Annotated in this window: 17 protein-coding genes and 1 pseudogene; 15 read left to right on the top strand and 3 right to left on the bottom strand. The window is 41.8% G+C overall.

What is annotated here, in order from left to right:
- Positions 1–8,355 (top strand): Ig-like domain-containing protein (locus H5088_RS09280; protein WP_182752725.1); only part of this gene is annotated, 8,355 nt, incomplete at its 5' end.
- A 178-nt stretch (positions 8,356–8,533) separates the two neighbouring features.
- Here H5088_RS09280 and flgN read toward each other — a convergent pair.
- From flgN to flgA, 3 genes are all read right to left on the bottom strand, one after another.
- Positions 8,534–8,965: a flagellar protein FlgN gene (gene flgN / locus H5088_RS09275; protein ID WP_182672290.1), complete on the bottom strand. Its 432-nt coding sequence runs from the start codon at positions 8,963–8,965 to the stop codon at positions 8,534–8,536.
- Positions 8,958–9,278, bottom strand: a complete 321-nt coding sequence (gene flgM, locus H5088_RS09270; protein WP_002959436.1) for a flagellar biosynthesis anti-sigma factor FlgM — start codon at positions 9,276–9,278, stop codon at positions 8,958–8,960. Before flgM ends, flgN begins: the two co-directional genes overlap by 8 nt.
- A gap of 76 nt (positions 9,279–9,354) precedes the next feature.
- Entirely contained in the window at positions 9,355–10,062 is a 708-nt protein-coding gene (gene flgA / locus H5088_RS09265; protein ID WP_182752724.1) for a flagellar basal body P-ring formation chaperone FlgA, read from the bottom strand.
- A gap of 140 nt (positions 10,063–10,202) precedes the next feature.
- Between flgA and H5088_RS09260 the strand changes: the two genes are divergently transcribed.
- From H5088_RS09260 to H5088_RS09195, 14 genes and pseudogenes are all read left to right on the top strand, one after another.
- Positions 10,203–11,135 (top strand): chemotaxis protein CheV, encoded by a 933-nt coding sequence (locus tag H5088_RS09260; protein WP_002959434.1) that lies wholly within the window; start codon positions 10,203–10,205, stop codon positions 11,133–11,135.
- 20 nt (positions 11,136–11,155) lie between these two features.
- Positions 11,156–11,986 (top strand): protein-glutamate O-methyltransferase CheR, encoded by an 831-nt coding sequence (locus H5088_RS09255; protein ID WP_039484688.1) that lies wholly within the window; start codon positions 11,156–11,158, stop codon positions 11,984–11,986.
- 145 nt (positions 11,987–12,131) lie between these two features.
- A complete protein-coding gene (gene flgB, locus H5088_RS09250) occupies positions 12,132–12,539 on the top strand; it encodes a flagellar basal body rod protein FlgB (protein WP_149591732.1) in 408 nt (135 codons plus the stop codon).
- A 5-nt stretch (positions 12,540–12,544) separates the two neighbouring features.
- On the top strand, positions 12,545–12,976 hold the full coding sequence (gene flgC, locus H5088_RS09245) for a flagellar basal body rod protein FlgC (protein ID WP_182752723.1): 432 nt from the start codon (positions 12,545–12,547) through the stop codon (positions 12,974–12,976).
- A 13-nt stretch (positions 12,977–12,989) separates the two neighbouring features.
- Positions 12,990–13,670, top strand: a complete 681-nt coding sequence (locus H5088_RS09240; protein ID WP_039484684.1) for a flagellar hook assembly protein FlgD — start codon at positions 12,990–12,992, stop codon at positions 13,668–13,670.
- 58 nt (positions 13,671–13,728) lie between these two features.
- A complete protein-coding gene (gene flgE / locus H5088_RS09235) occupies positions 13,729–15,111 on the top strand; it encodes a flagellar hook protein FlgE (RefSeq protein WP_182752722.1) in 1,383 nt (460 codons plus the stop codon).
- A gap of 157 nt (positions 15,112–15,268) precedes the next feature.
- Positions 15,269–16,012 carry a flagellar basal body rod protein FlgF gene (locus H5088_RS09230; protein WP_024589964.1) on the top strand — a complete coding sequence of 248 codons (744 nt, stop codon included), beginning with the start codon at positions 15,269–15,271 and terminating at the stop codon, positions 16,010–16,012.
- Between the two features lie 21 nt (positions 16,013–16,033).
- On the top strand, positions 16,034–16,822 hold the full coding sequence (flgG, locus tag H5088_RS09225) for a flagellar basal-body rod protein FlgG (RefSeq protein ID WP_002959420.1): 789 nt from the start codon (positions 16,034–16,036) through the stop codon (positions 16,820–16,822).
- A 16-nt stretch (positions 16,823–16,838) separates the two neighbouring features.
- Complete coding sequence (gene flgH / locus H5088_RS09220; RefSeq protein WP_002959418.1) at positions 16,839–17,522, top strand: flagellar basal body L-ring protein FlgH; 684 nt, start codon at positions 16,839–16,841, stop codon at positions 17,520–17,522.
- Between the two features lie 11 nt (positions 17,523–17,533).
- Positions 17,534–18,628, top strand: coding sequence for a flagellar basal body P-ring protein FlgI (locus tag H5088_RS09215; protein ID WP_024592771.1), 1,095 nt, complete (start codon positions 17,534–17,536; stop codon positions 18,626–18,628).
- A 166-nt stretch (positions 18,629–18,794) separates the two neighbouring features.
- On the top strand, positions 18,795–19,811 hold the full coding sequence (gene flgJ, locus H5088_RS09210) for a flagellar assembly peptidoglycan hydrolase FlgJ (RefSeq protein WP_182752721.1): 1,017 nt from the start codon (positions 18,795–18,797) through the stop codon (positions 19,809–19,811).
- Position 19,812: 1 nt separating this feature from the next.
- Positions 19,813–21,879 (top strand): flagellar hook-associated protein FlgK, encoded by a 2,067-nt coding sequence (flgK, locus tag H5088_RS09205; protein ID WP_182752720.1) that lies wholly within the window; start codon positions 19,813–19,815, stop codon positions 21,877–21,879.
- Between the two features lie 2 nt (positions 21,880–21,881).
- Positions 21,882–23,156, top strand: coding sequence for a flagellar hook-associated protein FlgL (flgL, locus tag H5088_RS09200; RefSeq protein ID WP_182752719.1), 1,275 nt, complete (start codon positions 21,882–21,884; stop codon positions 23,154–23,156).
- A 297-nt stretch (positions 23,157–23,453) separates the two neighbouring features.
- Positions 23,454–23,701: pseudogene (locus tag H5088_RS09195) on the top strand (flagellin); the annotation flags it as partial.

Raw genomic sequence — 23,701 nt, 5'->3', positions numbered from 1 at the left:
ACAGATGCAGCAAATGCCACTCAAAGCATTGATGTACAAACCGATGCCAATGGTAACTGGAGTGCGACACCAACAGGCACATTAGCCGAAGGGAATTATAGCGTTAGCGCCAGCATCACTGATGCAGCGGGCAACACAGGTACAGGTACAGACAGTGGCGAAGTAGACGTAACTCCACCGGCACTTGCCTTTACACCAACGTTTGAACTTGGTTTATTGGTTACCCTAAGTGGTACCTCTGACTTGCCAGCAGGCAGTGAAATTACCATTACCGAGCAACTGGTTGGCGGTGGCATTGGTGCCACCTACACCACCACAACTGATGCCGATGGTAATTGGTCATTAGTCGGATTAGATGTATCGTTACTTGATGTTGGCTCAGTGATCGCCACAGCGACCGATGCCGCAGGTAATACCCGTACAATTAGCTCAGATGACTTTGATAACACACCGCCAACACTCACGGTTGATGTTGCAGCACAAAGCGACAGCAACACGCCAATCATAAGCGGCACAAGTGATGCGGGCGAAGGGGCACAAGTGACGATAGTCGTTACCGACAGCAACGGCAACCCACAAACCATCACCGCCCTTGTTGATGCGGATGGTAATTGGAGTGCCACTCCAACCACACCATTAAGTGAAGGTCAAAGCACCATCGAAGTAAGTGTACGCGACAGTGTCGGCAATGAAACCACCGTGAGTGATACCAGTACCATCGACACGCAAGCGCCAACGCTCACCATTCAAAACGTAGGCGATGTTAGCGACTTAACACCAGAGCTGCAGGGCACCAGTAATGAAATTGGTGGCACTGTTACACTCACCATCACCGACAGCGCAGGCGCTGTGCAAACCATTGAGACCCTAGTTGGCAGCGATGGCCACTGGAACATTGAGATTTCAGGTGCCCTTGCACAAGGTGACTTTACTGTAAGCGCGAGTATTACTGATGCGGCAGGCAACGAGAGCACCGCAAACAGCAGTGGTAATGTGGATACTATTACGCCAATCGTCACCGTTGATGCACTGGGCTTGGGTAACGACAGCACCCCAGTGATTAGTGGTACTTCAACAGAGCCTGAAGGCACCGTTGTAAACATTGTTATTACTGACAGTAACGGTGATGAACACCCAATCACCGCCACCGTGGATGCAAACGGTGATTGGCAAGCAACCAGCCCTGAATTACCGGATGGAAGCTACACCGTGCAAGCCAGTATCACCGATGATGCAGGCAACACCGGTGGTGCAACACAAACAGGCAACTTAGATACCTTAGCGCCGACACTGACGTTAGACACAGTCGGCGCAACCAACGACAGCACGCCGACAATCAGCGGAAGCAGCAATGCGCCAGCGGGCACAGTGATAAACATCAGTGTAAGCGACGGCACCACAACAGAAACGTTTACTGCAACAGTACAAGCCGATGGCAGCTGGTCAGCAGATGTACCGAACGCGTTAACTGATGGTCCACTCACTATTGAAGCAAGCGTTAGTGATAACGCCGGTAATACCACTACATTAAGTGAAACCGCAACACTCAACACCACGGCCCCAAGCATTAGTATTAATGCACTGGTTGACACCAACGACACCACCCCAACCATTAATGGTACAAGCGATGCGGCAGATAACACTACCATTAGCTTAACGTTTGAAGACAGTGCAGGGAATATTACGACTGTTGATACAACCGTAACGGGTGGAGTATGGAGTGTCGATGCACCAACTGATTTAGCCGAAGGCGAATATACTGTCACCGCACAGGTAGATGATGGTCTAGGTAATATCGGCAGCGCCACCGAGACAGGTCAGATAGACCTTACTGGCCCGAGCCTTGTTATTACAGACAACGGTGTAGGGAACGACACCACGCCAACGATTGCAGGTACCAGCGATGCACCGCAAGGCAGTGAAGTAACCATTGTTGTCACCGACAGCAGCGGCGCAGCGCAAACAATGAGCGCCACCGTACTAGCCAATGGCACGTGGTCAATCCCTGTACCGGTAGCACTTGCAGAAGGTGGATATACCATCAGCGCAAGCGTGAGCGATGCAGCAGGCAACGACACCACCGCCACAGGCGCAGGTGAAATAGATACCACTGCACCGACACTTGTACTTACCAGCCCAGGCTCAAGTAGTGACATTACTCCGACACTCAGTGGCACAAGTGATGCCGTTGAAGGTACGGTTATTAACTTCACCGTGGTGGACGATCAAGGCAATACACAAACGTTCACTACCACTGTGGATGCCGATGGCAACTTCTCTGTAGAAGTACCGACTGCACTGGCAGAGGGACCATATAGCATCGAAGCAAGTATTAGCGATGTGGCAGGTAACAGCACCGATATTACCGGCAACGGCACCATTGATACCACCGCGCCAAGTGTGAGTGTGGATGCGCCAATACTCACTAACGACAGCACGCCCACAGTGACAGGCACCAGTGATGCACCTAACAGCACCATCACGGTGACCTTTACAGATGCAGCAAATGCCACTCAAAGCATTGATGTACAAACCGATGCCAATGGTAACTGGAGTGCGACACCAACAGGCACATTAGCCGAAGGGAATTATAGCGTTAGCGCCAGCATCACTGATGCCGCAGGCAATACAGGTACTGGCACAGATAATGGTGAACTAGATGTAACCGCTCCGGATCTTGAAATTATTCCATCGTTTTTATTAGGCAATTTGGTTTCTCTTTCGGGGGATTCTGATTTACCAGGAGGCTCTGTGATCACTATTACAGAGTACCTAGTTGGTGGGTTAATTGGCGCAACTTACACCGCAACAACAAATCCTGATGGTACGTGGGGGCTTGCAAACATAACAGTACCTTTACTAAGTCTAGCCTATGTAACTGCCAGTGCAACGGATGCCGCTGGTAATGTTAGAACAATCAATACACTTGATTTTGATAACGTAGCGCCAGAACTAACCGTTAGTGTTGATGCTTTATCTAATGACAGTACGCCAGTAATTAGCGGAACCACCGATATGGGGCAAGGCACTGTAATTGATGTGACTGTCACCGATAGTGCAGGGCAAAGCCAAGAGTTTACTGCGATTGTTCAAGCCGGTGGCGACTGGTCTGTTGCTGTACCTGCAGAGCTAGCGCAAGGTCAATACACTGTTGTTGCAGAGGTTAGAGACAGTGTCGGTAATTTAACAACGCAGCAGGCTCAAGGTGAAATAGATAGCGTTGCTCCTACATTAATTGTGAACGAAGTTAACGCGACAATAGATACAACCCCTACAATTTCAGGCACGAGTAATGAGATTGGTGCTGATGTAACCATCCTTATCGGCGGTCAAACACTAACAGCAACAGTGGGTACTGATGGCAATTGGCAAGTAGATGTCCCCGTAGCACTTGTTGATGGTGATTATACGGCTCAAGTAAGTGTTACCGATGATGCTAATAATACCAGCAGCACGGCTATTGATTTAACAATTGATACCCAATTACCTGTTATTGTACTTAATGACATAACTGTATTTAACACTGAGACACCAGTTATAAATGGTACTTCAACTGAACCACAGGATACGGTGGTCGATATAGTTATTACAGATAGCAACGGTGATATACATACCTTAACCGCAATAGTTGATGCTAACGGCGATTGGCAAGTTACGGCGCCAAGCTTGCCAAATGGCAATTATGATGTAGAGGTAAGTATTACCGATGATGCTGGCAATCAAGGAGTGGATACAGGCTCGAGCTTTATTGATACTCAAGCACCAAGTATTACTATAAACGCATTAGGTACAATTAATGACAGCACGCCAACTATTTCAGGCACATCCAATGAACCTGAAAACACGAGTATTACAGTAACTGTGACCGATGGAGATAGTACCGAGACTTACACAACTGTTGTTGGTGCAGGTGGTGCTTGGACTGTAGATATTACAGATGCACTGACTGATGGTGAAGTTGCAGTTTCTGCAAGTGTTACTGATGCCGCAGGGAATGAATCAGTTGCAAATAGTACCGCAATGCTAAATACCAATGCGCCTACAATTAATATTAATACAATTGTTGATACAAACGATCAAACACCAGCAATATCAGGCACAAGTAGTGCGGCAGATAACACAGAAATCACGGTTGTTATAACTGACGTTAATAACGTTTCACATACTGTAACTACAACTGTGGTAGGTGGGAACTGGAGTGTTGATGCGACAGATATTCTACCTGAAGGTGAATTTACTGTTTCGGCAAGTGTAACTGAAGGAGGCTTAACGAGTAATACAACAGGTAGCGGTGTTATCGATTTAACTCCACCAGCACTTAATATTACACCGCTTACAATTTCAAATGATACAACGCCAACAATTTCAGGCACAACTACAGCTCCACAAGGCGCCATAGTCGCTATTTTAATTACAGATAGCTTAGGTGTAGAGCAAACGGTTAATGCTACTGTTGGTGCAAATGGCACATGGTCAGTCGCTGCAAGTACTGAGTTGAGCGAGGGCACTTACACGGTTTTAGCTTCAACAACAGATACTGCAGGTAATCCTGTAAACACAAGTATTACAGGGGAAGTTGATATAACAGCACCTGTTGTGACTATTAACGATATTGTTGGAAGTACCGATCTAACTCCAAGTATTTCAGGGAGCGTGACAGGTGCCATGGTAGGTGATGCAGTCGCTGTGGTATTTACCGATGCACTCGGGAATAAGCATACTGTAAATACAACTGTTCAAACGGGTGGTATATGGTCTGTAGAGGCAAGTAATTCTCTTTCACAAGGAGATTATTCAGTTGAAGTATTTGTTACTGACAGCGCGGGTAATACCGGGGACGCAACAAATACAGCAACCATTGATACAATTGCTCCCGAAATTAGTATTAATCAAAGTTCATTAATACTTACCCAAGACAGCACGCCATTAATTAATGGCACATCAAACGAGCCAAATACAAACGTTTTAGTTACGTTTACGGACTCAGCTGGTGCATCGCATCAAATGACCGTTCAAACCGATGTGAATGGAGACTGGCAAGCGGCTGCTGATAATATTTTAGCAGAGGGGGTTTACAGTGTTAGTGCAACTATTAGCGATGCTGCGGGCAATACTTCGGTCGACAATAAAACCGGTGGTGAGGTTGATACTGTGGGACCAGAGCTAACAATTGTGCCTTCCTTCCTATTAGGTCAGTTGGTTTCTTTATCTGGTACATCTGATTTGGGCGAAGGTAAAACCGTTACGGTTACTCTAGAGCTTGCAGGTGATTTACTCGATTTAACATACGATGTAACCACAGATGCAAATGGTGATTGGGAGCTATTAGGCCTAGCAGTTAATGTTATTGGCTTATCGGTTGTTGAAGCTTCTGCAACTGATGATGCTGGTAATACAACCACTATAACTACGGCTGATGTAGACGCTTCAACCCCAGTACTTAATGCGGTGGTTGACTTTGTAACTGGAGAGGGAGATTTACCAATAATTAGTGGTACGACCGACCAAGCACCAGGCACTGAAGTGCTAGTTAGAGTGGTGGATAGCGAAAATGTAGTACAAGAGCTTACTGCAATAGTACAAGATGACAATACGTGGGTAGTACAGGTACCTCAATCATTGGCTGAAGGTACATTTAGCATAACAGTTGACGTATTAAGTGAGGTCGGCATTACTACCACGCAACTACTTACCGCAGTGGTGGATACAATATCGCCAACACTTGGCTTACAGGTTATTGGTACAACATCGGATTCAACGCCAATTATCCAAGGTACCAGTGATTTAATTAATGGTGTTGTTGAAATACAACTTGATGGTGGTTCAGTTTTAACCACTACGGTTAATGCAGCTGGATTATTTTCACTCGAGGTAGATGCACTAACTGAAGGGCAACATGTTGCTAATGTAAGCATTACAGATGAAGCAGGAAACGTAGTTACTGATACGCTTGAATTCGTCGTTGATACGCTAGTACCAGTGGTTGGAATTTTACCACTGAGCATTAGCGATACCGATTTATTAACTATTTCAGGCACATCGGAAGAAGCACCAGGTACAGATATTGACGTAACAGTTATTGGTAGCAATGGTGATGAAACAGTATTTGATGCTGTAGTTGGGAGTGATGGCACTTGGTCTTTAGTAACAACTAGCCTATCAGATGGTGTTTATGATGTGTATGCGAGTATTACTGATGCCGCAGGTAATATTGGGCAGTCAGCCATTGAACAAGTAACTATAGACACCATTCCACCAGCGTTAGAGATAGATGCGTTTGGAGTACTTAATACTCTAACACCAACAATTACAGGCTCCAGCGATGAGGAAGTAGGAAGTTCAATTACAGTAAATATCACTGACTCAACAGCCGCAGTACAAACAGTTACTGCTACTGTTTTAGGCGATGGTACTTGGTCTGCCATTGCTCCTTTATTACCTGAAGGAGAAATTACAGTTGAGGCCATAAGTACCGATAGCGCTGGTAATACAACCACTGTAAATCAAATAGGTACTGTCAGTACAACCCTGCCAAGTTTGTTGATAAACCCAATAATTGATACAAGCGATACAACCCCTACTATTAGTGGTACTACCGATGTAATAAACGGTAATGTAGAAGTCGTTATTACTGACAGTGACGGTACCGCTACCACTTATAATACAACGGCTATAGCAGGTATGTGGACTCTAATACCTACAACACCATTAGCTGAAGGCGCCTTTACTGTAAGTGCTACAGTTGAAGACTTAGGGCTTTCAAGCTCTACAAGTCTTGGTGGAATAATTGATTTAACACCACCAACAGTTGAAGTTGATCAATTATCTGTAACCAATAACCCACTACCGACTATAACAGGTATAAGTGATGCACCAGCAGGTACAAATGTGAGTGTTGTTATTACTGATGATAATAACGATTCACAAACTATTACCGCTCAAGTTGCAGGCAATGGCACATGGTCAGTCACAGCTACCACCGCGCTTAGTGAAGGTAGTTTTAGCGCTACTGCGACAGTGAGTGATGCTGCGGGTAACTCATCAAGCGATACAATGGTGTCAAGCACAGACTACACTGCACCAACTATAGTGATAGACCCAATTACAGTAGGGCAAGATACAACGCCTACTGTTACGGGGTCAGTAACCGGAAGTTTTGCAGGTGCACCGGTTATAGTTACATTTACCGATTCTGCAGGCGCCACTCACAATGTTGAAACAACCGTTGGGCCTGATGGAACTTGGAGTGTGACCTCTGCAGAAGTACTTTCTGAGGGTAACTACAGCGTAGATGTAAGCATTGCTGATGGTGCAGGTAATACCGGTACGCAATCATCAAGTAGCGCAATTGACTCAGGTATTACAATTGACTCAGGGTTAGTACTAACAGCAGAGCAAACACCTCTTGTTACGGGGACTGCCGCTCCAGGTGAGTCTGTAACTGTTACTTTTAGTGGTCCAACTGAAAGTATTGTATTAATAAAAACTGTTAATGCATCGGGTGTATGGAGTGCTACAGCTAATACTGACTTAGCTGATGGTGAGTACACAGTAACAGCTGTAGCAACTGATACATCAGGTAATACAACTTCAAGCGGTAGTATATCTGGATTGGTTATTGATACCACGCCAATAGGTTTCGAGGTTACTGATTTTAGTTCAGCATTAGGTCTTTTACTCCCATCAGTTGAAGGAACAACAGAACCAGATACTGAAGTGTATATTATTGGCTCTTCATTATTGGGTGTTAATTTACTCGGTCTAGATTTAGATGTACTAGATAATGCAGGAAGTTTTACTTCTGATAGCAATGGAAATTGGGGAGGCTTTCTAAATTTACTCAATCTAAACATAGGTGGAGGAGAGCAATTCTACTTTGTAACTGTAGATGAAGTTGGAAACTACTTAATCAAAAATACTGACAACGCAATAGAAGGTACGGGAAATATTTACGATAATGGAGCAAGCGCTGCTTCTGGCGATACAATCCCTGCATCATTTAGTGAAGAATCTTCATTAGGCGATACAACCCCTAATGAGGTTTCAAGCAGCAACGTATTAAGCACTGAAACGATTGATTTAGGTAACTTGAGTGGTCTATCAACACCTGAGCAAACGGTGCAAATGAGTTCGGCAGAACCACTTAATATTAATGACGTAATCATTGATGAAGATGCAGAGCAGCTTATAGCGCTAAATACACTGGTTGAGGATGAAGGCTCTGCAATTGCTTATACTCCAGCTCAAAGTGGAGGAAGCATTGATGCAGCAGCACCTGCGGTTGATGTACAAAATCAATCGGAAGAGATGATTAAACACTTAATTGAAAGTAGCAATAATCAAACGGATATTTAATATCAATAAAGCCCTCTTAATTATTTTTTAAGGGGGCTTACATTATTAAGCAAATTGATATTATTTGACTTGGTCATAATAAATCCTAAATGTGTAAACACATTTCAGGACGAGACAAGGACATTAAAAAAGCCTTATTGATAAATCAATAAGGCTTTTTTAATGTCAAATTTTGGGCTTACGCTTTTAAATTACGAACCAGTTTACTCTCGGTATTTACAGATTTACCGGCTTGGTCGTAGGTCATTGACGTTGGTGCGCCAATTAATATCTCTTTTAATTGTTTAACACTAAGTTGCGCTTGACGGGCAGCATGAGCATTAACATTATTTTGTTTTTGGCATTGCGCAAGTTGAGTTTTAACTTGGCTTATTAGCTCAGATATTTCAGGATTTTGTGTATCGTTACTGGCAATTAGCTTACTTAGCTCTTTATCTAGAGTGCTTAGCTTAGTTAAAAAAGACATTTTTTGTTGGGCAATTTCTTTTAAACCAGCACCACGTCGTGAGGCAATAGCAGTAAGCTCATCGTTTAATAGCGTGTGTAAAGAGTCTAAACAACTTACTTGTTGGTTTAGCTTTACGCTAATTAAACTATTATGATCAGCCATACACGTTAAACTCAAAATCAGCTAAGTTTTTAGCAAGCTTTTCACTGTCCACTTGGTATTTACCTTCAGTTATTGCTTTTTTTAGCTCAGCAACTTTATCGCTGTCAAAGCCAGGCGATTGCTGTGCTTTATCTTGAAGCGTTTTTAATTGCTGCGCTTGCGGCGTTAAACTTACAGAATCACTTGCAGCTTTAGGCGAAGGGGCCTGAGCAGCTTGTGTATTTGCGTTATCTTTTTTTAAATCAACTTGTTGCTGCTTTGCATTTGTTAACGCATTAGCTTGTTGATTACTGCCATTAACTTGATTAACCATAATAATAAACCCGTATATTACCCAACTTATGCCATGTTATCGGCATATACGTAGGATACTTTAGTATAAATCTAAATTAAATATTCACCTGAACAGACTCTACACCATCTACTCGCGCATTTAAAACTTTACCTGATTTTTTGTTTTTTATTTGTATCTGTTCGCCCAAAGTACCGTCTTCTAAAGCAATACCTGTGGTTTTAATTCTAAGGCCCCTCAGGTTTGCGTAAATATTAACAGAGTCACCTTTACACACCATGCAAATTTGGTTTAGTAATACTGGCATACCACTTCTAATATTTCGTTTACTTCTACTACCTATTAGCATTGTGGGATCATCTAAGTACTGAATTCGTACAAAGTGAGTTGGTTTCATTTCAATACTTAAATGCGATTTAGTTATTACTTCACCACGAGTTAAATTAGCAGTGGCAACAACAACTGGAGCCATTTCAACAACTCTTACATGAACGTATTGAGCCCACGTTTGCACATCATTGCACTTGGCTTGTAAGGTTACTTGGCGGTTAAATGGTGGCTCATCGGATGTTGATAATTCAAGCTCTGTATTACAGACACGATCAGGAATGCGACTGTCTAAAGGCAGAGCACTTAATTGAGTATTAGTATTTTGTAATGTACCAATTTGCTTAGCTATGTAAGCAACGGCCATGTCTTGTAATAAATCTTTACTAAACACTTTAGCTTGCAAAGGGAATACAAAGCACAAGCTAGTAACAAAATAAAAAACACTGTATCTTCTGACTTTTTTTAACAAACTCATAATGTTTCGACTATGCTTATGGTTTCAAACAGGGTATAAATATTTTGCGTCAAAAAGTAGACGCACCCGCGATGTTATGTAGCTTTATAAATAGAAAGCAATTATCGTTCCGTATTATTTGTTTTCTTTAGGAGATTTGAATGGCAGGCATTTTAGACTCAGTAAACCAACGCACACAGTTGGTTGGGCAGAACCGCCTAGAATTACTTTTATTTAAGCTCAGAGGGCGTCAGCGTTTTGGTATTAATGTATTTAAAGTGAGAGAAGTGCTGCAATGCCCTCCACTAACAAGCATGCCAAAATCTAATCCGTATATTCGTGGTGTTGCACATATTCGTGGTCAAACCATTTCGGTTATTGATTTATCAATGGCTGTAGGTGGGCGCCCAATCGACAACATTAAAGACAGCTTTATAATCATTGCTGAATACAATCGCTCTGTGCAAGGGTTTTTAGTGGGCGGAGTTGAACGTATTGTAAATATGAATTGGGAAAAAATAATGCCACCGCCATCAGGCGCCGGACGTTATTCATATTTAACAGCAGTGACCGAAATCGAAAATGAATTAGTCGAGATTCTCGATGTAGAAAAAATTCTCAACGAAATTTGTCCAGTAAACACAGAAGTAAGTGCTGAAGTTGCACAAAGTGGCGATATTCAAAGAGATTTAGGCGAACGTATCGTATTTATTGCAGATGACTCTGCTGTTGCCCGTAATCAAGTTAAACGAGCCTTAGAGCCGCTAGGTGTTCAAACAGAGCTTGCTAAAAATGGTAAGGAAGCTTTAATTAGGCTTAAAGAAATAGCAGAGCTTGATTGTAAAAATGATATTACAGAGCGAGTAGCATTACTTATCTCAGACGTTGAAATGCCTGAAATGGACGGCTATACCTTAACAGCTGAAATAAAAGCAGATCCCAAACTTGCACCTTTGCATGTTATTTTGCATACCTCTTTGAGTGGTGTTTTTAACCAAGCGATGATTGAAAAAGTAGGGGCAGATGACTTTATTGCTAAATTTAACCCAGATGAATTAGCAACAGCGGTTAAAAAGTGGGTTCATTGTGATTAACAAAAATAGGTGCTACTAACTTGAATAATAAAGATTTGCAGCAAAGTGAATACGACCAGTTTCGTTCGTTTTTAGAGCAGCAATGCGGCATTGTTTTAGGTGAAAATAAACAGTATTTAGTTAAAAGCCGACTTGCTCCGTTAATGACTCGATTTAATGTGGGATCTTTATCGGAATTGGTTAGTAAAACTCTCGGGCCTCACGAGCGGCAATTAAGAGCCGCTGTGGTTGATGCAATGACCACCAACGAAACTTTGTGGTTTAGAGATCAATACCCATTTGAGTTGCTCCAAAACAAGCTTTTCCCTGAATTTAAAGATTTAAGAAGACCTTTAAAAATTTGGTCTGCTGCCAGTTCGTCAGGCCAAGAACCTTATTCAATAGCTATGTCGGTTGCTGAATTTAGTGCTAAGCAACCAGGTGTGCTTCGTATGGGGGCACAAATTATTGGTACCGACATATCTAATACCATGCTTGATATGTGTAAAAATGCAGAGTATGACGCGCTGGCACTTGCCAGAGGGTTATCTGCAGAGCGTCGTAAAAAGTTTTTTAAAGACAGCGGCAACGGTATGGCACAAGTAAACGATACAATAAAAAAACAAGTTAGTTTTAGGCATTTAAATCTGCTTGATTCTTACGCGTTAATGGGCAAGTTTGATATTATTTTTTGCCGAAATGTACTAATTTATTTTGCACCTGAAATAAAAGCTAAAATTATTAACCAGTTTGCACAAGCGTTAAATCCAAACGGTTACCTATTTTTAGGCGCGTCAGAGTCCCTAACTGGCCTAAGTACTGAGTTTGATATGGTTAGGTGCAACCCTGGTATTATTTACCAAAAGAAGTAATTAAGCTAACTTCTTTCCCTAAAACGACGCACCTAGCGTCGTTTTTCTATTTAGATACATAGCCTTATAAAAATATCGCACGCCCTAATATTAATGGCTTATTTTTTGCTTTATTAATGGGTAAGTCAATTTTTTGGAGAAGGTTATGGCTATCAGTTTTGATAAAGCATTAGGTGTGCATCCGCAAGCCATGTTGATCCGTTCACAGCGAGCAGAATTAATTGCAACTAATATAGCTAACGCTGATACGCCTGGCTATAAAGCAAAAGATATTGATTTTGCCTCTGCATTAAAAGCGGCAAGGTCAACTCAACAAAGCGGCAATACTATGGTAAGAACTAATGATAAACACATTGGTGGAGGCACTCATAGTATGGGCAGTTCAGAATCATTTCGTATGCCAAATCAATCAGATACAGGTGATGGTAACTCGGTTGATATACAGGTGGAACGAAACTTGTATACACAGAATGCTATGGAGTATCAGGCCAGCTTGCAGTTCTTAAGCGGCAAATTTAAAGGCCTGAATAAAGCTCTCGGTAGTCAAGGATAAAAATTATGAGTTTATATAATGTTTTCGATATTGCAGGTTCGGGTATGAGCGCACAAAACGTTCGCTTAAATACGACAGCTAGTAATATTTCTAATGCTAATACCATTAGTTCATCTCAAGACAAAACGTACCGGGCGCGCCAACCTGTATTTGCGGCTGAGCTAACAAAGGCTTCAGCATCAGTAAGTAACCAGCATGGCTCCGCAGTTGGTGTTAAAGTTTTGGGCATTGTTGAAAGCGATGCGCCATTGCAAATTGAATATAACCCAAACCATCCAAGTGCGGATGAAAATGGCTATATCTATAAACCCAACGTTAATGTTGTAGAGGAGATGGCAAATATGATTTCTGCCTCTCGTTCTTACCAAACAAACGTGCAAGTTGCTGATGCAGCTAAGCAAATGCTAAGTAAAACACTGTTGCTAGGGCAGCGGTAACCGAGGGTAGGTTATGAGTAACGATATTAGTACATCTTCATCCTATTTAGACTCTTTGCGTTGGCAAGAATCGCAAGTAGCGACCAGCGACAATGAGAGTGATGCGTTAACGCAAGAAGACTTTTTTTCTTTGTTAACTCAGCAATTATCGTATCAAGATCCCAGTAACCCTGCGGATAACGATCAAATGATTGCGCAAATGACTAGCTTTACGATGGCGCAAGGTATCAGTGATTTGAATTCAAATTTTGATACGTTGGCTACTTCGATGACATCAAACTCAGCCCTGCAAGCTTCAACGCTTGTTGGCAAGCAGGCTTTACTAGAGTCAAATACTGTTGATTTAAATGAATCAGGTGATGCTAAAGGGTCTATCGTTGCTGAAAGTGCAGTTGAAAGCTTAACACTTAGTGTAACTGATGCTTCAGGACAGCTAGTGAGAACAATTGATATGGGTTCTCAGCCTGCGGGCGCGGTTCGCTTCGCTTGGGATGGTAATAATGAAAGCGGTGAGCGTTTACCTGAAGGGGAATACACATTATCGGCACAAGGTAGTACCAATGGCCAGTTTTCTAGCTTGCCTATTGCAACTTTCAAAAATATTGAAAGTGTAAACATTAACGGCTCAAGCGGCATCATTGTGAACACTAAAGAAGGTGCGGTTAGGTTAACCGACATTGCAGAAATCGCGTAACAAATTTAATATTTCTTGCCTGCCAGCAGGCCACAGATTAACAGGTTAGAGGTGAATTATGAGCTTCAATATTGCATTAACCGGCCTAGCTGCCGCACAAAAAGATTTAGACGTAACTGCAAATAACATTGCAAACGTTAATACAACAGGCTTTAAAGAGTCGCGCGCTGAGTTTGCCGATGTTTACGCTTCATCAGTATTTAGCTCTGGTAAGACTAAAAATGGTGATGGTGTACAAGCGACAATGGTTGCACAACAGTTTCATCAAGGCTCACTACAATTTACAAATAACTCACTTGATTTAGCAATCACTGGTGAAGGTTATTTTGCGATGACAGACGATTTATCTTCGCAAGATTTAACATATACACGTGCAGGTGCATTTAAGTTAAACCAAGATAATTTCATAGTTGATGCTAAAGGTAATTTTTTACAAGGTTTCCCCGTTGACGAAGCAACAGGTAATACAACGTCAGTAAGCTTAAGTACTTCATCGGCCTTGCAAATACCTGACTCTTCAGGTTCACCACGCGCAACAACAAGTGTGTATAGCTCATTTAATTTAGATTCGCGAGTTGAGTCCCCAACGCTCCCATTTAATCCAGATGAAAGTGCTACTTACAATAGCTCTACATCTACTACAGTTTATGACTCACTAGGTGAGCCACATGTTTTACAGTTGTTTTTTGTGAAACGTGATGACACCGCAACTGCGACTGACGCAAATAAGTGGGATGTTTATACTACCCTTGATGGTGACAGTTTTGGAGAAAATGGCGTGCTTCAAGATGGGACTACGCCTTATGTACCTTTAACAACCCTAGGCTTTGACTCGAGTGGCGTACCGTCAACAACAGGTGATCCAGTCGTAAATAATGTAGCGAATACTTTTAATCCTATTTCGATAATTGGAGGTGATGCAGCCTCCGGTACAGCAGGCCTTTCTGATTTATTAACGAATGGTGCAAGCTTTCCTGCAGATATCGAAGTTAATTGGCGTGATGAAGCAGGTACAGCGAATAAAGTCCCTACTCAATATGCTAGTAATTTTGAGGTGAAAGCGCTTGAGCAAGATGGAGCAACGGTTGGCCGTTTAGCCGGCATTGATATTGGTACTGATGGTAAAATTGTAGCGTCATACAGTAATGGTGATACATCATTTTTAGGCCAAGTCGCTATGGTACGTTTTTCAAACTCACAGGGGCTGCAGCAAGTTGGCGATACTGCGTGGAAAAAAAGCTTAACGTCGGGTGAGCCTATTGCAGGCGAGCCAGGGTCAGGTACTTTAGGATCGATCAATTCCTCTGCACTTGAGCAATCAAACACCAATTTAACCACTGAGCTTGTAGACTTAATTACTGCACAGCGTAATTACCAAGCAAACTCACGTGCGCTTGAAGTTAACTCAACTATTCAGCAAAGTATTTTGCAGATTCGATAAGCTAAACCTCATTAAATATATTAGGCTGCATTTTTGCAGCCTTTTTTATAAGTCCTCTTTGTAAGCCCTTCTAAATACCTCTCAATTTTGTGTCAAATTTAATCTGGCACCTATTTTGCATTTGTAAGTTCAGAGATTTTTTATGTGAGTCGATACTATGGACAAAATGGTCTACATTGCGGCCTCTGGCGCTAAGCAAAGCCTACAAGGGCTTGCGCTTAAAGCCAATAATTTGGCGAATGCAAATACAACAGGATTTAAAGCCGACTTTGCGCAAGCGCGTTCTATGCAAGCGTTTGGCGAAGGTTTGCCTACACGTGTATTTTCAATGCAAGAGCGTCCGGGTTCTAACATGGTATCGGGTGGCATTGTTCAAACCGGGCGAGACTTAGATATCGCAATGAGCGATAACGCATGGCTTGCTGTGCAAGATGCCTCCGGTAATGAAGCTTACACAAAAGTGGGTACGTTAAACATTACAGCTCAAGGTATGCTCGTAACCAGCCATGGTCGTCAAGTTATTGGCGAAGGGGGACCTGTTATTTTACCCGTCCCAGTCGAAAAAATAGGGTTTAGCCAAGATGGCGCTATTCAAGTTCGACCACAAGGCGCTCCTGCTAACTTTTTAGAAGAAATCGACACGCTTAGAGTGGTAGAAGCAAATAGCTCACAGCTCGAAAAAGGTAACGACGGTTTATTTAGACCAAAAGCAAATGTAACAGTAGATACCTCTGCCAATGTAAAAGTTTTAAGTGGTTCGCTTGAAATGTCGAATGTGAATCCGGTTCACGAAATGGTCGACATGATAAGCCACCAGCGCCAATTTGAATTACAAGTGAAATTAATGAAAACAGCTGAAGAAATTGACGAGCGTCAAGATCAGTTATTACGCATAGTTTAACTTTAAAGTGAGGACACGATTATGAATCCAGCATTGTGGATCAGTAAAACGGGGCTAGACGCTCAACAAACCGATATATCGGTTATCTCAAATAATTTAGCGAATGCCAGTACCGTAGGTTACAAAAAAAGCCGCGCTATATTTGAAGATTTACTTTATCAAAATATTAATCAACCAGGTGGTCGTTCATCGCAAGATACCGAAATGCCGTCGGGCTTAATGTTAGGTGCGGGTGCTAAAGTTGTAGCTAACCAAAAAGAGTTTACGCAAGGCAACATGTTGACCACCGAAAACTCACTAGATTGGATGATTTCTGGCGAAGGTTTTTTTGAAGTACTGCAACCAGATGGCAATATTGCTTACTCGCGCAATGGTCAGTTTACTACCGATGGCGATGGACGAATTGTAACATCGGGCGCTGGTTACGTTATTCAGCCAGAAATGAATGTACCTGATGACGCGCAATCAATTACGGTTTCGCAAGACGGCGAAGTATCTGTACGTGTTGCAGGCCAAGCCGATAACGTTGTAATTGGTCAGCTGACTATTAGTGACTTTATTAATCCATCGGGTCTTGAGCCAATTGGTCAAAACCTTTATACCGAAACCGCTGTAAGTGGTGCACCGGTACAAGGTAACCCGGGTGTTGAAGGGTTAGGTAGCATTATTCAAGGCTCACTTGAAACTTCAAACGTAAATGTAACCGAAGAGCTAGTAAATCTAATCGAAACTCAGCGTATTTACGAAATGAACTCAAAAGTAATTTCGGCCGTTGACGAAATGATGAGTTACATCAATCAACAGCTTTAATAGAGTAGGGGGAATTATGCGTAATATTATTTTATTTGCAGCGGGCACATTATTTTTAAGTGGCTGTATGTCTACGCAAAATAGTGAAGTAGTGCAGGACGACCCTTACTACGCACCTATGTACCCCGAGCCTATTTTAGAGCCGCTGGTAGCCACAGGTTCATTGTTTAATACTCATACATCAAACGACTTATATTCTGATAAAAAAGCGCTACGTACTGGCGATATAATTACAGTTAAATTGCAAGAGTCTACTCAAGCAACAAAAGCCGCTAAAACAGAAACAGACAAAGAAACCGACGCAAGCTTAGACCCAGTGATTGGCTTAGGTGGTCTACCTGTAAATATAGGTGGCGATAGTATTCAGTTTGGCATTGGTAGCGATTCGTCGTTTACGGGCGATTCAAAATCAAACCAGTCAAACAGCTTAGTAGGCGATATTTCGGTTAATGTAATGCGCGTTTTACCTAACGGTAACTTAGTTATACGCGGCGAAAAATGGCTAACGCTTAATACCGGCGAAGAGTTTATTCGTTTAGAAGGGCTAGTACGCCCTCAAGACGTAAGCGCCGATAATACGGTTGAATCAAACCGCATTGCTAATGCACGTATTCAATACTCAGGTAAAGGGCAAACGCAAGAGGCGCAAAGTCCTGGTTGGCTTACACGTTTCTTTAGCAGTTCGCTGTTTCCATTTTAGAGGGTAACAACATGAATAGCCTTAAAGCTTTATGTTTAGTTGTGTTATTAGGTTGGCAGTTTACTGCCAGTGCTGAGCGCATAAAAGATGTGTCTATGGTTGAAGGCGTACGCTCTAACCAATTAGTCGGTTATGGCTTAGTGGTTGGTTTACCAGGCACTGGCGAGCAAAACTCATACACACAACAAAGTTTTAGAGGCATGTTGAACAGCTTTGGTATTACGCTACCTTCAACTCAAAGTCCTAAAATTAAAAATGTTGCCGCTGTTGCTGTACATGCAGAATTACCTGCATTTAGAAAACCCGGGCAAACAATAGATATAACGGTTTCTTCTATTGGTAGTGCAGGCAGTTTACGTGGCGGTACTTTACTACAAACTTTTTTAAAGGGTGTAGACGGTAACGTGTACGCTATTGCACAAGGTAGTTTAATTGTTGGTGGCTTAGGCGCACAAGGTCTTGATGGTAGTAAGGTTGTAATTAACACGCCTACAGTTGGTCGTATACCAAATGGCGCAACAGTTGAACGCACCGTAGAAAGCCCATTTATGCAAGGCGATTACATTACTTTTAATTTAAACCGCCCAGACTTTACAACGGCAAAACGCCTAGAAAAAACAATTAATGACCTAGTTGGCCCAAATAGCGCACAAGCAATAGATTCTGTTTCTATTCGTGTTATAGCACCACGCGATGCATCCCAGCGTGTATCGTACTTATCAACACTCGAAAACTTAGAATTTAAACCAGCTGACATGGCCGCTAAAATTATAGTTAACTCGCGCACGGGTACAATTGTGATTGGCAAAAACGTTAAGCTTCAGCCTGCGGCTATAACTCACGGTGGCTTAACAGTAACAATTGCAGAACAACAAAACGTGTCACAACCAAATCCGCTAGCAAACGGTGATACAGTTGTCACGCAGCAAAGTATTATTGATGTAAATCAAGATGACTCGCGCGCCTTTGTATTTAATCCAGGTGTAAGCCTTGACGATTTAGTTCGCGCAATTAACGAAGTAGGCGCAGCGCCTGGTGACTTAATGGCTATTTTAGAAGCACTAAAAGAAGCTGGCGCAATTAACGGACAGTTAGTTGTTATATAAATAACCCAGGCCAATAAATAACGTATTACTTAAGCCCTATATTTTTTAAATTAGGGCTTTTTATTTACAGCAACTTAAGTTTATTATTTTTATCTTCCTCGTTTTATCGGGAGTGGCTCAATTTTTGCATTTTTAACTGCATTATTCATTTTGTGTCAAAAAGCCGATGGAAACTAATCACCTCGATAAACAAAACTTTTTTGATTTAGGCAACTTAGATTCACTTCGTAAAGAAGCCTTAACGAGCGGCGATGCATCAACTGATGCCTCTAAAGCTGCGCTCAAAAAAGCGGCCGCACAATTTGAAGCTATTTTTACGCAAATGTTGCTCAAAGGAATGCGCAAAGCTAACGAAGCATTTGAAGATAAAGACAGTCCATTTAATTCAAGTGGCGTAAAGTTTTTTGAAGAAATGCACGACCAGCAACTTTCAACAGAGCTTTCTTCAAATGGCTCGTTAGGCCTTGCCGATTTAATTGTTCAGCAGTTATCGCCTGAGTCTAAAAACTTTATGCCAGGCTCGGTGCTTAGAACAACCAACGATATTTTCAGCGATACACAAGTGGGATCTGCTCTTCCTCATGAGCAAAAAAATAAGCAACCCGATCTTATCGTTAAGAGTACTAAAGCCGATATTGCTGAGCCTAAAGTTGATACTACAGAGACTAAAGCTGATAGCCCAACATTTAAAAATGCAGAAGAGTTTGTAAGTTCAGTGTGGGAACACGCTAAAACTGCAGCGCAAAAAATTGGTTTAAATCCTGCGGTAATGGTTGCACAAGCGGCACTTGAAACCGGTTGGGGTAAGCACATTATTAATAAAAATGACGGTGGCAGCTCAAATAACTTATTTAATATTAAGTCAGATAAAAGCTGGGAAGGCGATAAAGCAAGCAAAATAACGCTTGAGTTTGAGCAAGGTACACCCGTTAAAAAACAAGCCAGCTTTAGAGCCTACGATTCAATTAAAGACAGCGTGAACGACTTCGTTGATTTTTTAACGCAAAACCCACGCTACAAAGAAGCATTACAAAATACAGCAAAACCAAATGACTTTTTAGATTCATTACAAAAAGCAGGTTATGCAACCGATCCAAATTATGCCAGCAAAATAAAACAAGTGCTCAATAGCAGTCAGCTAAAAGACATTGCGGCAAACGTGATCCGCCAAGGAGTAGAGTAACATGTCGTTTAATTTATTAAACATTGCCAGTTCTGGGGTTAGAGCAAGCTCGGAGCTACTGCAAACGACAAGTAAAAATATCGCCAATGTTAATACAGAAGGCTATGTTCGTGAGCGTACAGAGTTTACTACTATGGTTGATAACCAAGTAGGGCGAGGCGAAACATACCGATTATTAAACGAGTTTGCTCAGTCACAGCTAAATCGTGACACCTCTAATAAATCGTTTTTCGATCAGTTTATTACTGAGGCTAATCGAGTTGATACTATTTTTTCTGAAGAGTCGAACAACCTTTCGACTGGTATTAACTCTTTATTTAATAATGTGCAAGAAGCGCTAAATCAGCCCTCATCTACCGTTGCTCGCTCATTAGTAATGACAGATGCGCAAAGCTTAATTGATCAAATGGATAGGCTTTCTGGCATCGTGCTTGATCAAAAAAGTATAGTGAACGAGCAGCTCGAAATATTTTCAGATGAAGCAAACTCACTCATTCAAAGTATTAGCACGCTAAATCAAAATATTGCAGCCGTTAATGGCACTAATAACGCCGCAGATGCAAGCTCTACCTATAACGAACGCGATAAAGCAATACGCGACTTATCAGAGCTAATAGACATAGAAACGCTTGATGGTCCAAATGGCGAAAAACTCGTTTTTATGGGCACAGGCGAAGCGGTTGTTATGCAAAATGGCGCATTTAACTTATTTTCGATGACGGGGGATCCTGATCCTAATTTTAAAGAATTCACGCTTGATGTTAACGGTGGCAAAGCAGTGCCGCTTGAAGTTGATGTAAGCAAGCTTAAAGGTAAAATTGGCGGTTTACTTGCTTTTAGAGATGACATATTAGTCCCTGCTCAAAACCAAATTGGCCAAATGGGCTTAGCGATAGCTGATGCATTTAACGAACAAAACAAATTGGGTATGGATGCAACAGGCCAGCTAGGTGGTAATATTTTTAATATACCTACCGTTGGCGCTTATGCGTATCAAGCGAATACTGGTGATGCTGGTATGACTGCAACTGTAGAGCCCGGTAAAGGCAGTGAATTACCTGCCAGTGACTTTATTATTACTTATACGAGTGCTGCATCGGTTTCTATTCAACCAGTAGATAATAAAGGCGAGCCGCTAGGTGACCCATCAGTTGCAGATATCCCAGCTGATGGGATCATAAATGCAGACGATATTCGAAATGCAGTCCCTTATCAAGCGGCAACAGCTACAACACCAGAAGTATTAGCAACGGTAAAAGACTCCTTCGGACTACAATTAAATATAGATACAACCAAAACAGGTAACGTGGGTGATCAGTTTCAAATTAAACTTAATTCTGACTCGGCTTCTAGCATAACGCTTGCAACCGGGCGCGCAGAAGATTTAGCATTAGCTTCACCTATCCGTACTGCTAACAGTATAGATAATATAGGCACCGCTACTATTTCAGCGGGAGAAGTAACAAGCGTGACATCGGGTGGTTTTACCACCGCTCCCGGTTTGACCAATGGCGGTATTACCCTAGTTAAAACAGGCACTGCAAACGAATATCAAATTTCTGATGAAAATAATACGGCAACAACAATTATTATTCCACCGCCAGGTAATAATGTTTTATCTCAAGCAGGAACGCCATACAGCGATTATGGTTTTGATTTTGACATAGAAGGTACACCAGCAACAGGCGACACCTTTACACTTGAGTTTAACGAAGGCGGCTTTGACGATAACCGTAATGGTTTAAAATTAGCTGACTTACAGAATGGCGAGTTAGTCCGTTTAAATGTAGAAACAACAGCAACGGCCGACAATCATAAAACGTTCAACCAAGCTTATTCAGGATTAGTGAGTGATATAGGTGTTATAACTGGCCAAGCAATCACAAGTGGGGCTGCATTTGACGCTCTAGCACAGCAATCTGAGGCATGGTACGAGTCTTTATCTGGAGTAAACCTAGATGAAGAGGCCGCAAATTTACTGCGTTTTCAGCAATCATACTCAGCATCAGCACAAGTTTTAGCAGCAGCTCAAGAAATTTTTGACACCTTATTAAATGCGGCGAGGTAATTATGCGTTTATCAAATAATTTAATGTACCAAAACAACATAAATAAAATACTCGACAACCAACAAGGTGTTGCAAATGCTCAAGAGCGAGTAACAACAGGTGAAAAGTATTTAACCACCTCAGAAGCACCAGCTGCTATTTCGCAAGCTATGCTGTATTCAAATAAAATACAAACTAATGAGCAATACACTAAAAATATCAATCAGCTAAATGGCCGCCTAGAAACAGAAGAAAGCGTATTACAAAGCATAAATAGTAATATTCAACAAGCGCAAGAACTCACTATTCAAGCTGGTAATGGTGCGTACACTAAAGATGATTTAAAGACGTTTGCATCAGAGCTTAGTGGCATTCAACAAACGCTAGCCAACTTAATGAACACCCGATCAGAAGACGGAAAATTCATATTTTCAGGATATCAAGACAGCACGCAGCCGTATCAGTTTGATTCTGCGGCGGGTGAGTACACCTATAATGGCGACCAGGGCCAGCACCAGATAACTATAGCTGAAGGTGTTTCAATTAAGGCAAGTGATAACGGCTTTGATACGTTTGAAAAAACAGATGCCAGATTAAATGTACTCGATAATAAAGCAGACATACCAACAACAACACCGACCAATAATATTACTAATGGCACTGTTTATGTTGATGGCCAAGCCGAGTTCGATAAGTTTCATCAAGCAAATTACAATGCCGATCCAACGACTCCAGTTTCACCTACAGCAAATACTTTTAGTGTAGTTACAACCGCAGGTGTGACAGTAAACGATCCTGATACATACGAAATTTTACAAGATGGTATGTCGCTTACCCCTCCTCAAACTGGTGAAGTTACAGATGATACAATTGAATTTGCAGGTATGAAAATTCAATTTGAGGGCAATGCTCCAGGCCAACTCGATTTTAGTCTTGAAAAACCACATAAAGAAAACGTACTTAATACATTGCAAGCACTTATTACCGGCCTTAATGATGGCACACTTGAAGGTGAAGACTTTCAGCAAGTACTTGCTGATGGCTTAGTGCAATTACAAAATGCCAGTGAGCAAGTGGTGTTTACCCAAGCAAGTTTAGGTGGCCGTATGAACGCACTTGAAAGAGTAAGCGATTCTAACTTAGCACTCGACATTCAAAATAAAAGTAATCGCTCTAACTTAGTTGAAGTTGATATGGCAGAAGCTATTAGCGAACTAACCAAACAAGAAACGGCACTGCAAGCATCGCAAGCCACTTTTGGCCGTTTAACTAACCTTTCATTATTCGATTACTTATAAGCAAGTTATAAGCAGAAATACCTTGCCGCTTTACCCACTTTAAAGCGGCAATAACTATCTATAAACTCGCGGCAAAAACTGGCTACAAAATTGCGGCAAAAAAATGTCACTTCTACCTAAATAACTTCACTCTTTATTTACAATTCAATAAATTATATATTTTCATTAAAAAACAACAACTTAAAAATAAATTAAAGTTGGCACAGTAAATGCTTTCTTATTATAAGAAATTATCGAACAGTGGTTCCTGTTAAATCGTGTTGAACCACACTCTGTTTAAACCTAGGAGATGGTAAAATGGCATTAACAGTAAATACTAATGTGTCGTCACTAAACGCACAACGTAACTTAACTAAATCTGGCGAAGGCTTAGCAACCTCAATGGAGCGCTTAGCCTCTGGTATGCGTATTAATAGCGCTAAAGATGATGCGGCTGGCTTGCAGATTTCGAATCGTATGACATCGCAAATTAATGGTTTAGCTGTAGCGCAACGAAATGCTAACGATGGTATTTCAATGGCGCAAACAGCCGAGGGGGCGATGCA

This window comes from Pseudoalteromonas sp. SR43-3, assembly GCF_014163875.1.
Classification (GTDB): domain Bacteria; phylum Pseudomonadota; class Gammaproteobacteria; order Enterobacterales; family Alteromonadaceae; genus Pseudoalteromonas; species Pseudoalteromonas distincta.
This window is presented reverse-complemented; position numbering and strand designations above follow the sequence as displayed.

Coding starts and splice junctions, on each gene's coding strand:
- flgN (WP_182672290.1), bottom strand. CDS start 8,965: ATGGCTGATCATAATAGTTTAATTAGCGTAAAGCTAAACCAACAAGTA.
- flgM (WP_002959436.1), bottom strand. CDS start 9,278: ATGGTTAATCAAGTTAATGGCAGTAATCAACAAGCTAATGCGTTAACA.
- flgA (WP_182752724.1), bottom strand. CDS start 10,062: ATGAGTTTGTTAAAAAAAGTCAGAAGATACAGTGTTTTTTATTTTGTT.
- H5088_RS09260 (WP_002959434.1), top strand. CDS start 10,203: ATGGCAGGCATTTTAGACTCAGTAAACCAACGCACACAGTTGGTTGGG.
- flgB (WP_149591732.1), top strand. CDS start 12,132: ATGGCTATCAGTTTTGATAAAGCATTAGGTGTGCATCCGCAAGCCATG.
- flgC (WP_182752723.1), top strand. CDS start 12,545: ATGAGTTTATATAATGTTTTCGATATTGCAGGTTCGGGTATGAGCGCA.
- H5088_RS09240 (WP_039484684.1), top strand. CDS start 12,990: ATGAGTAACGATATTAGTACATCTTCATCCTATTTAGACTCTTTGCGT.
- flgE (WP_182752722.1), top strand. CDS start 13,729: ATGAGCTTCAATATTGCATTAACCGGCCTAGCTGCCGCACAAAAAGAT.
- H5088_RS09230 (WP_024589964.1), top strand. CDS start 15,269: ATGGACAAAATGGTCTACATTGCGGCCTCTGGCGCTAAGCAAAGCCTA.
- flgG (WP_002959420.1), top strand. CDS start 16,034: ATGAATCCAGCATTGTGGATCAGTAAAACGGGGCTAGACGCTCAACAA.
- flgH (WP_002959418.1), top strand. CDS start 16,839: ATGCGTAATATTATTTTATTTGCAGCGGGCACATTATTTTTAAGTGGC.
- H5088_RS09215 (WP_024592771.1), top strand. CDS start 17,534: ATGAATAGCCTTAAAGCTTTATGTTTAGTTGTGTTATTAGGTTGGCAG.
- flgJ (WP_182752721.1), top strand. CDS start 18,795: ATGGAAACTAATCACCTCGATAAACAAAACTTTTTTGATTTAGGCAAC.
- flgK (WP_182752720.1), top strand. CDS start 19,813: ATGTCGTTTAATTTATTAAACATTGCCAGTTCTGGGGTTAGAGCAAGC.
- flgL (WP_182752719.1), top strand. CDS start 21,882: ATGCGTTTATCAAATAATTTAATGTACCAAAACAACATAAATAAAATA.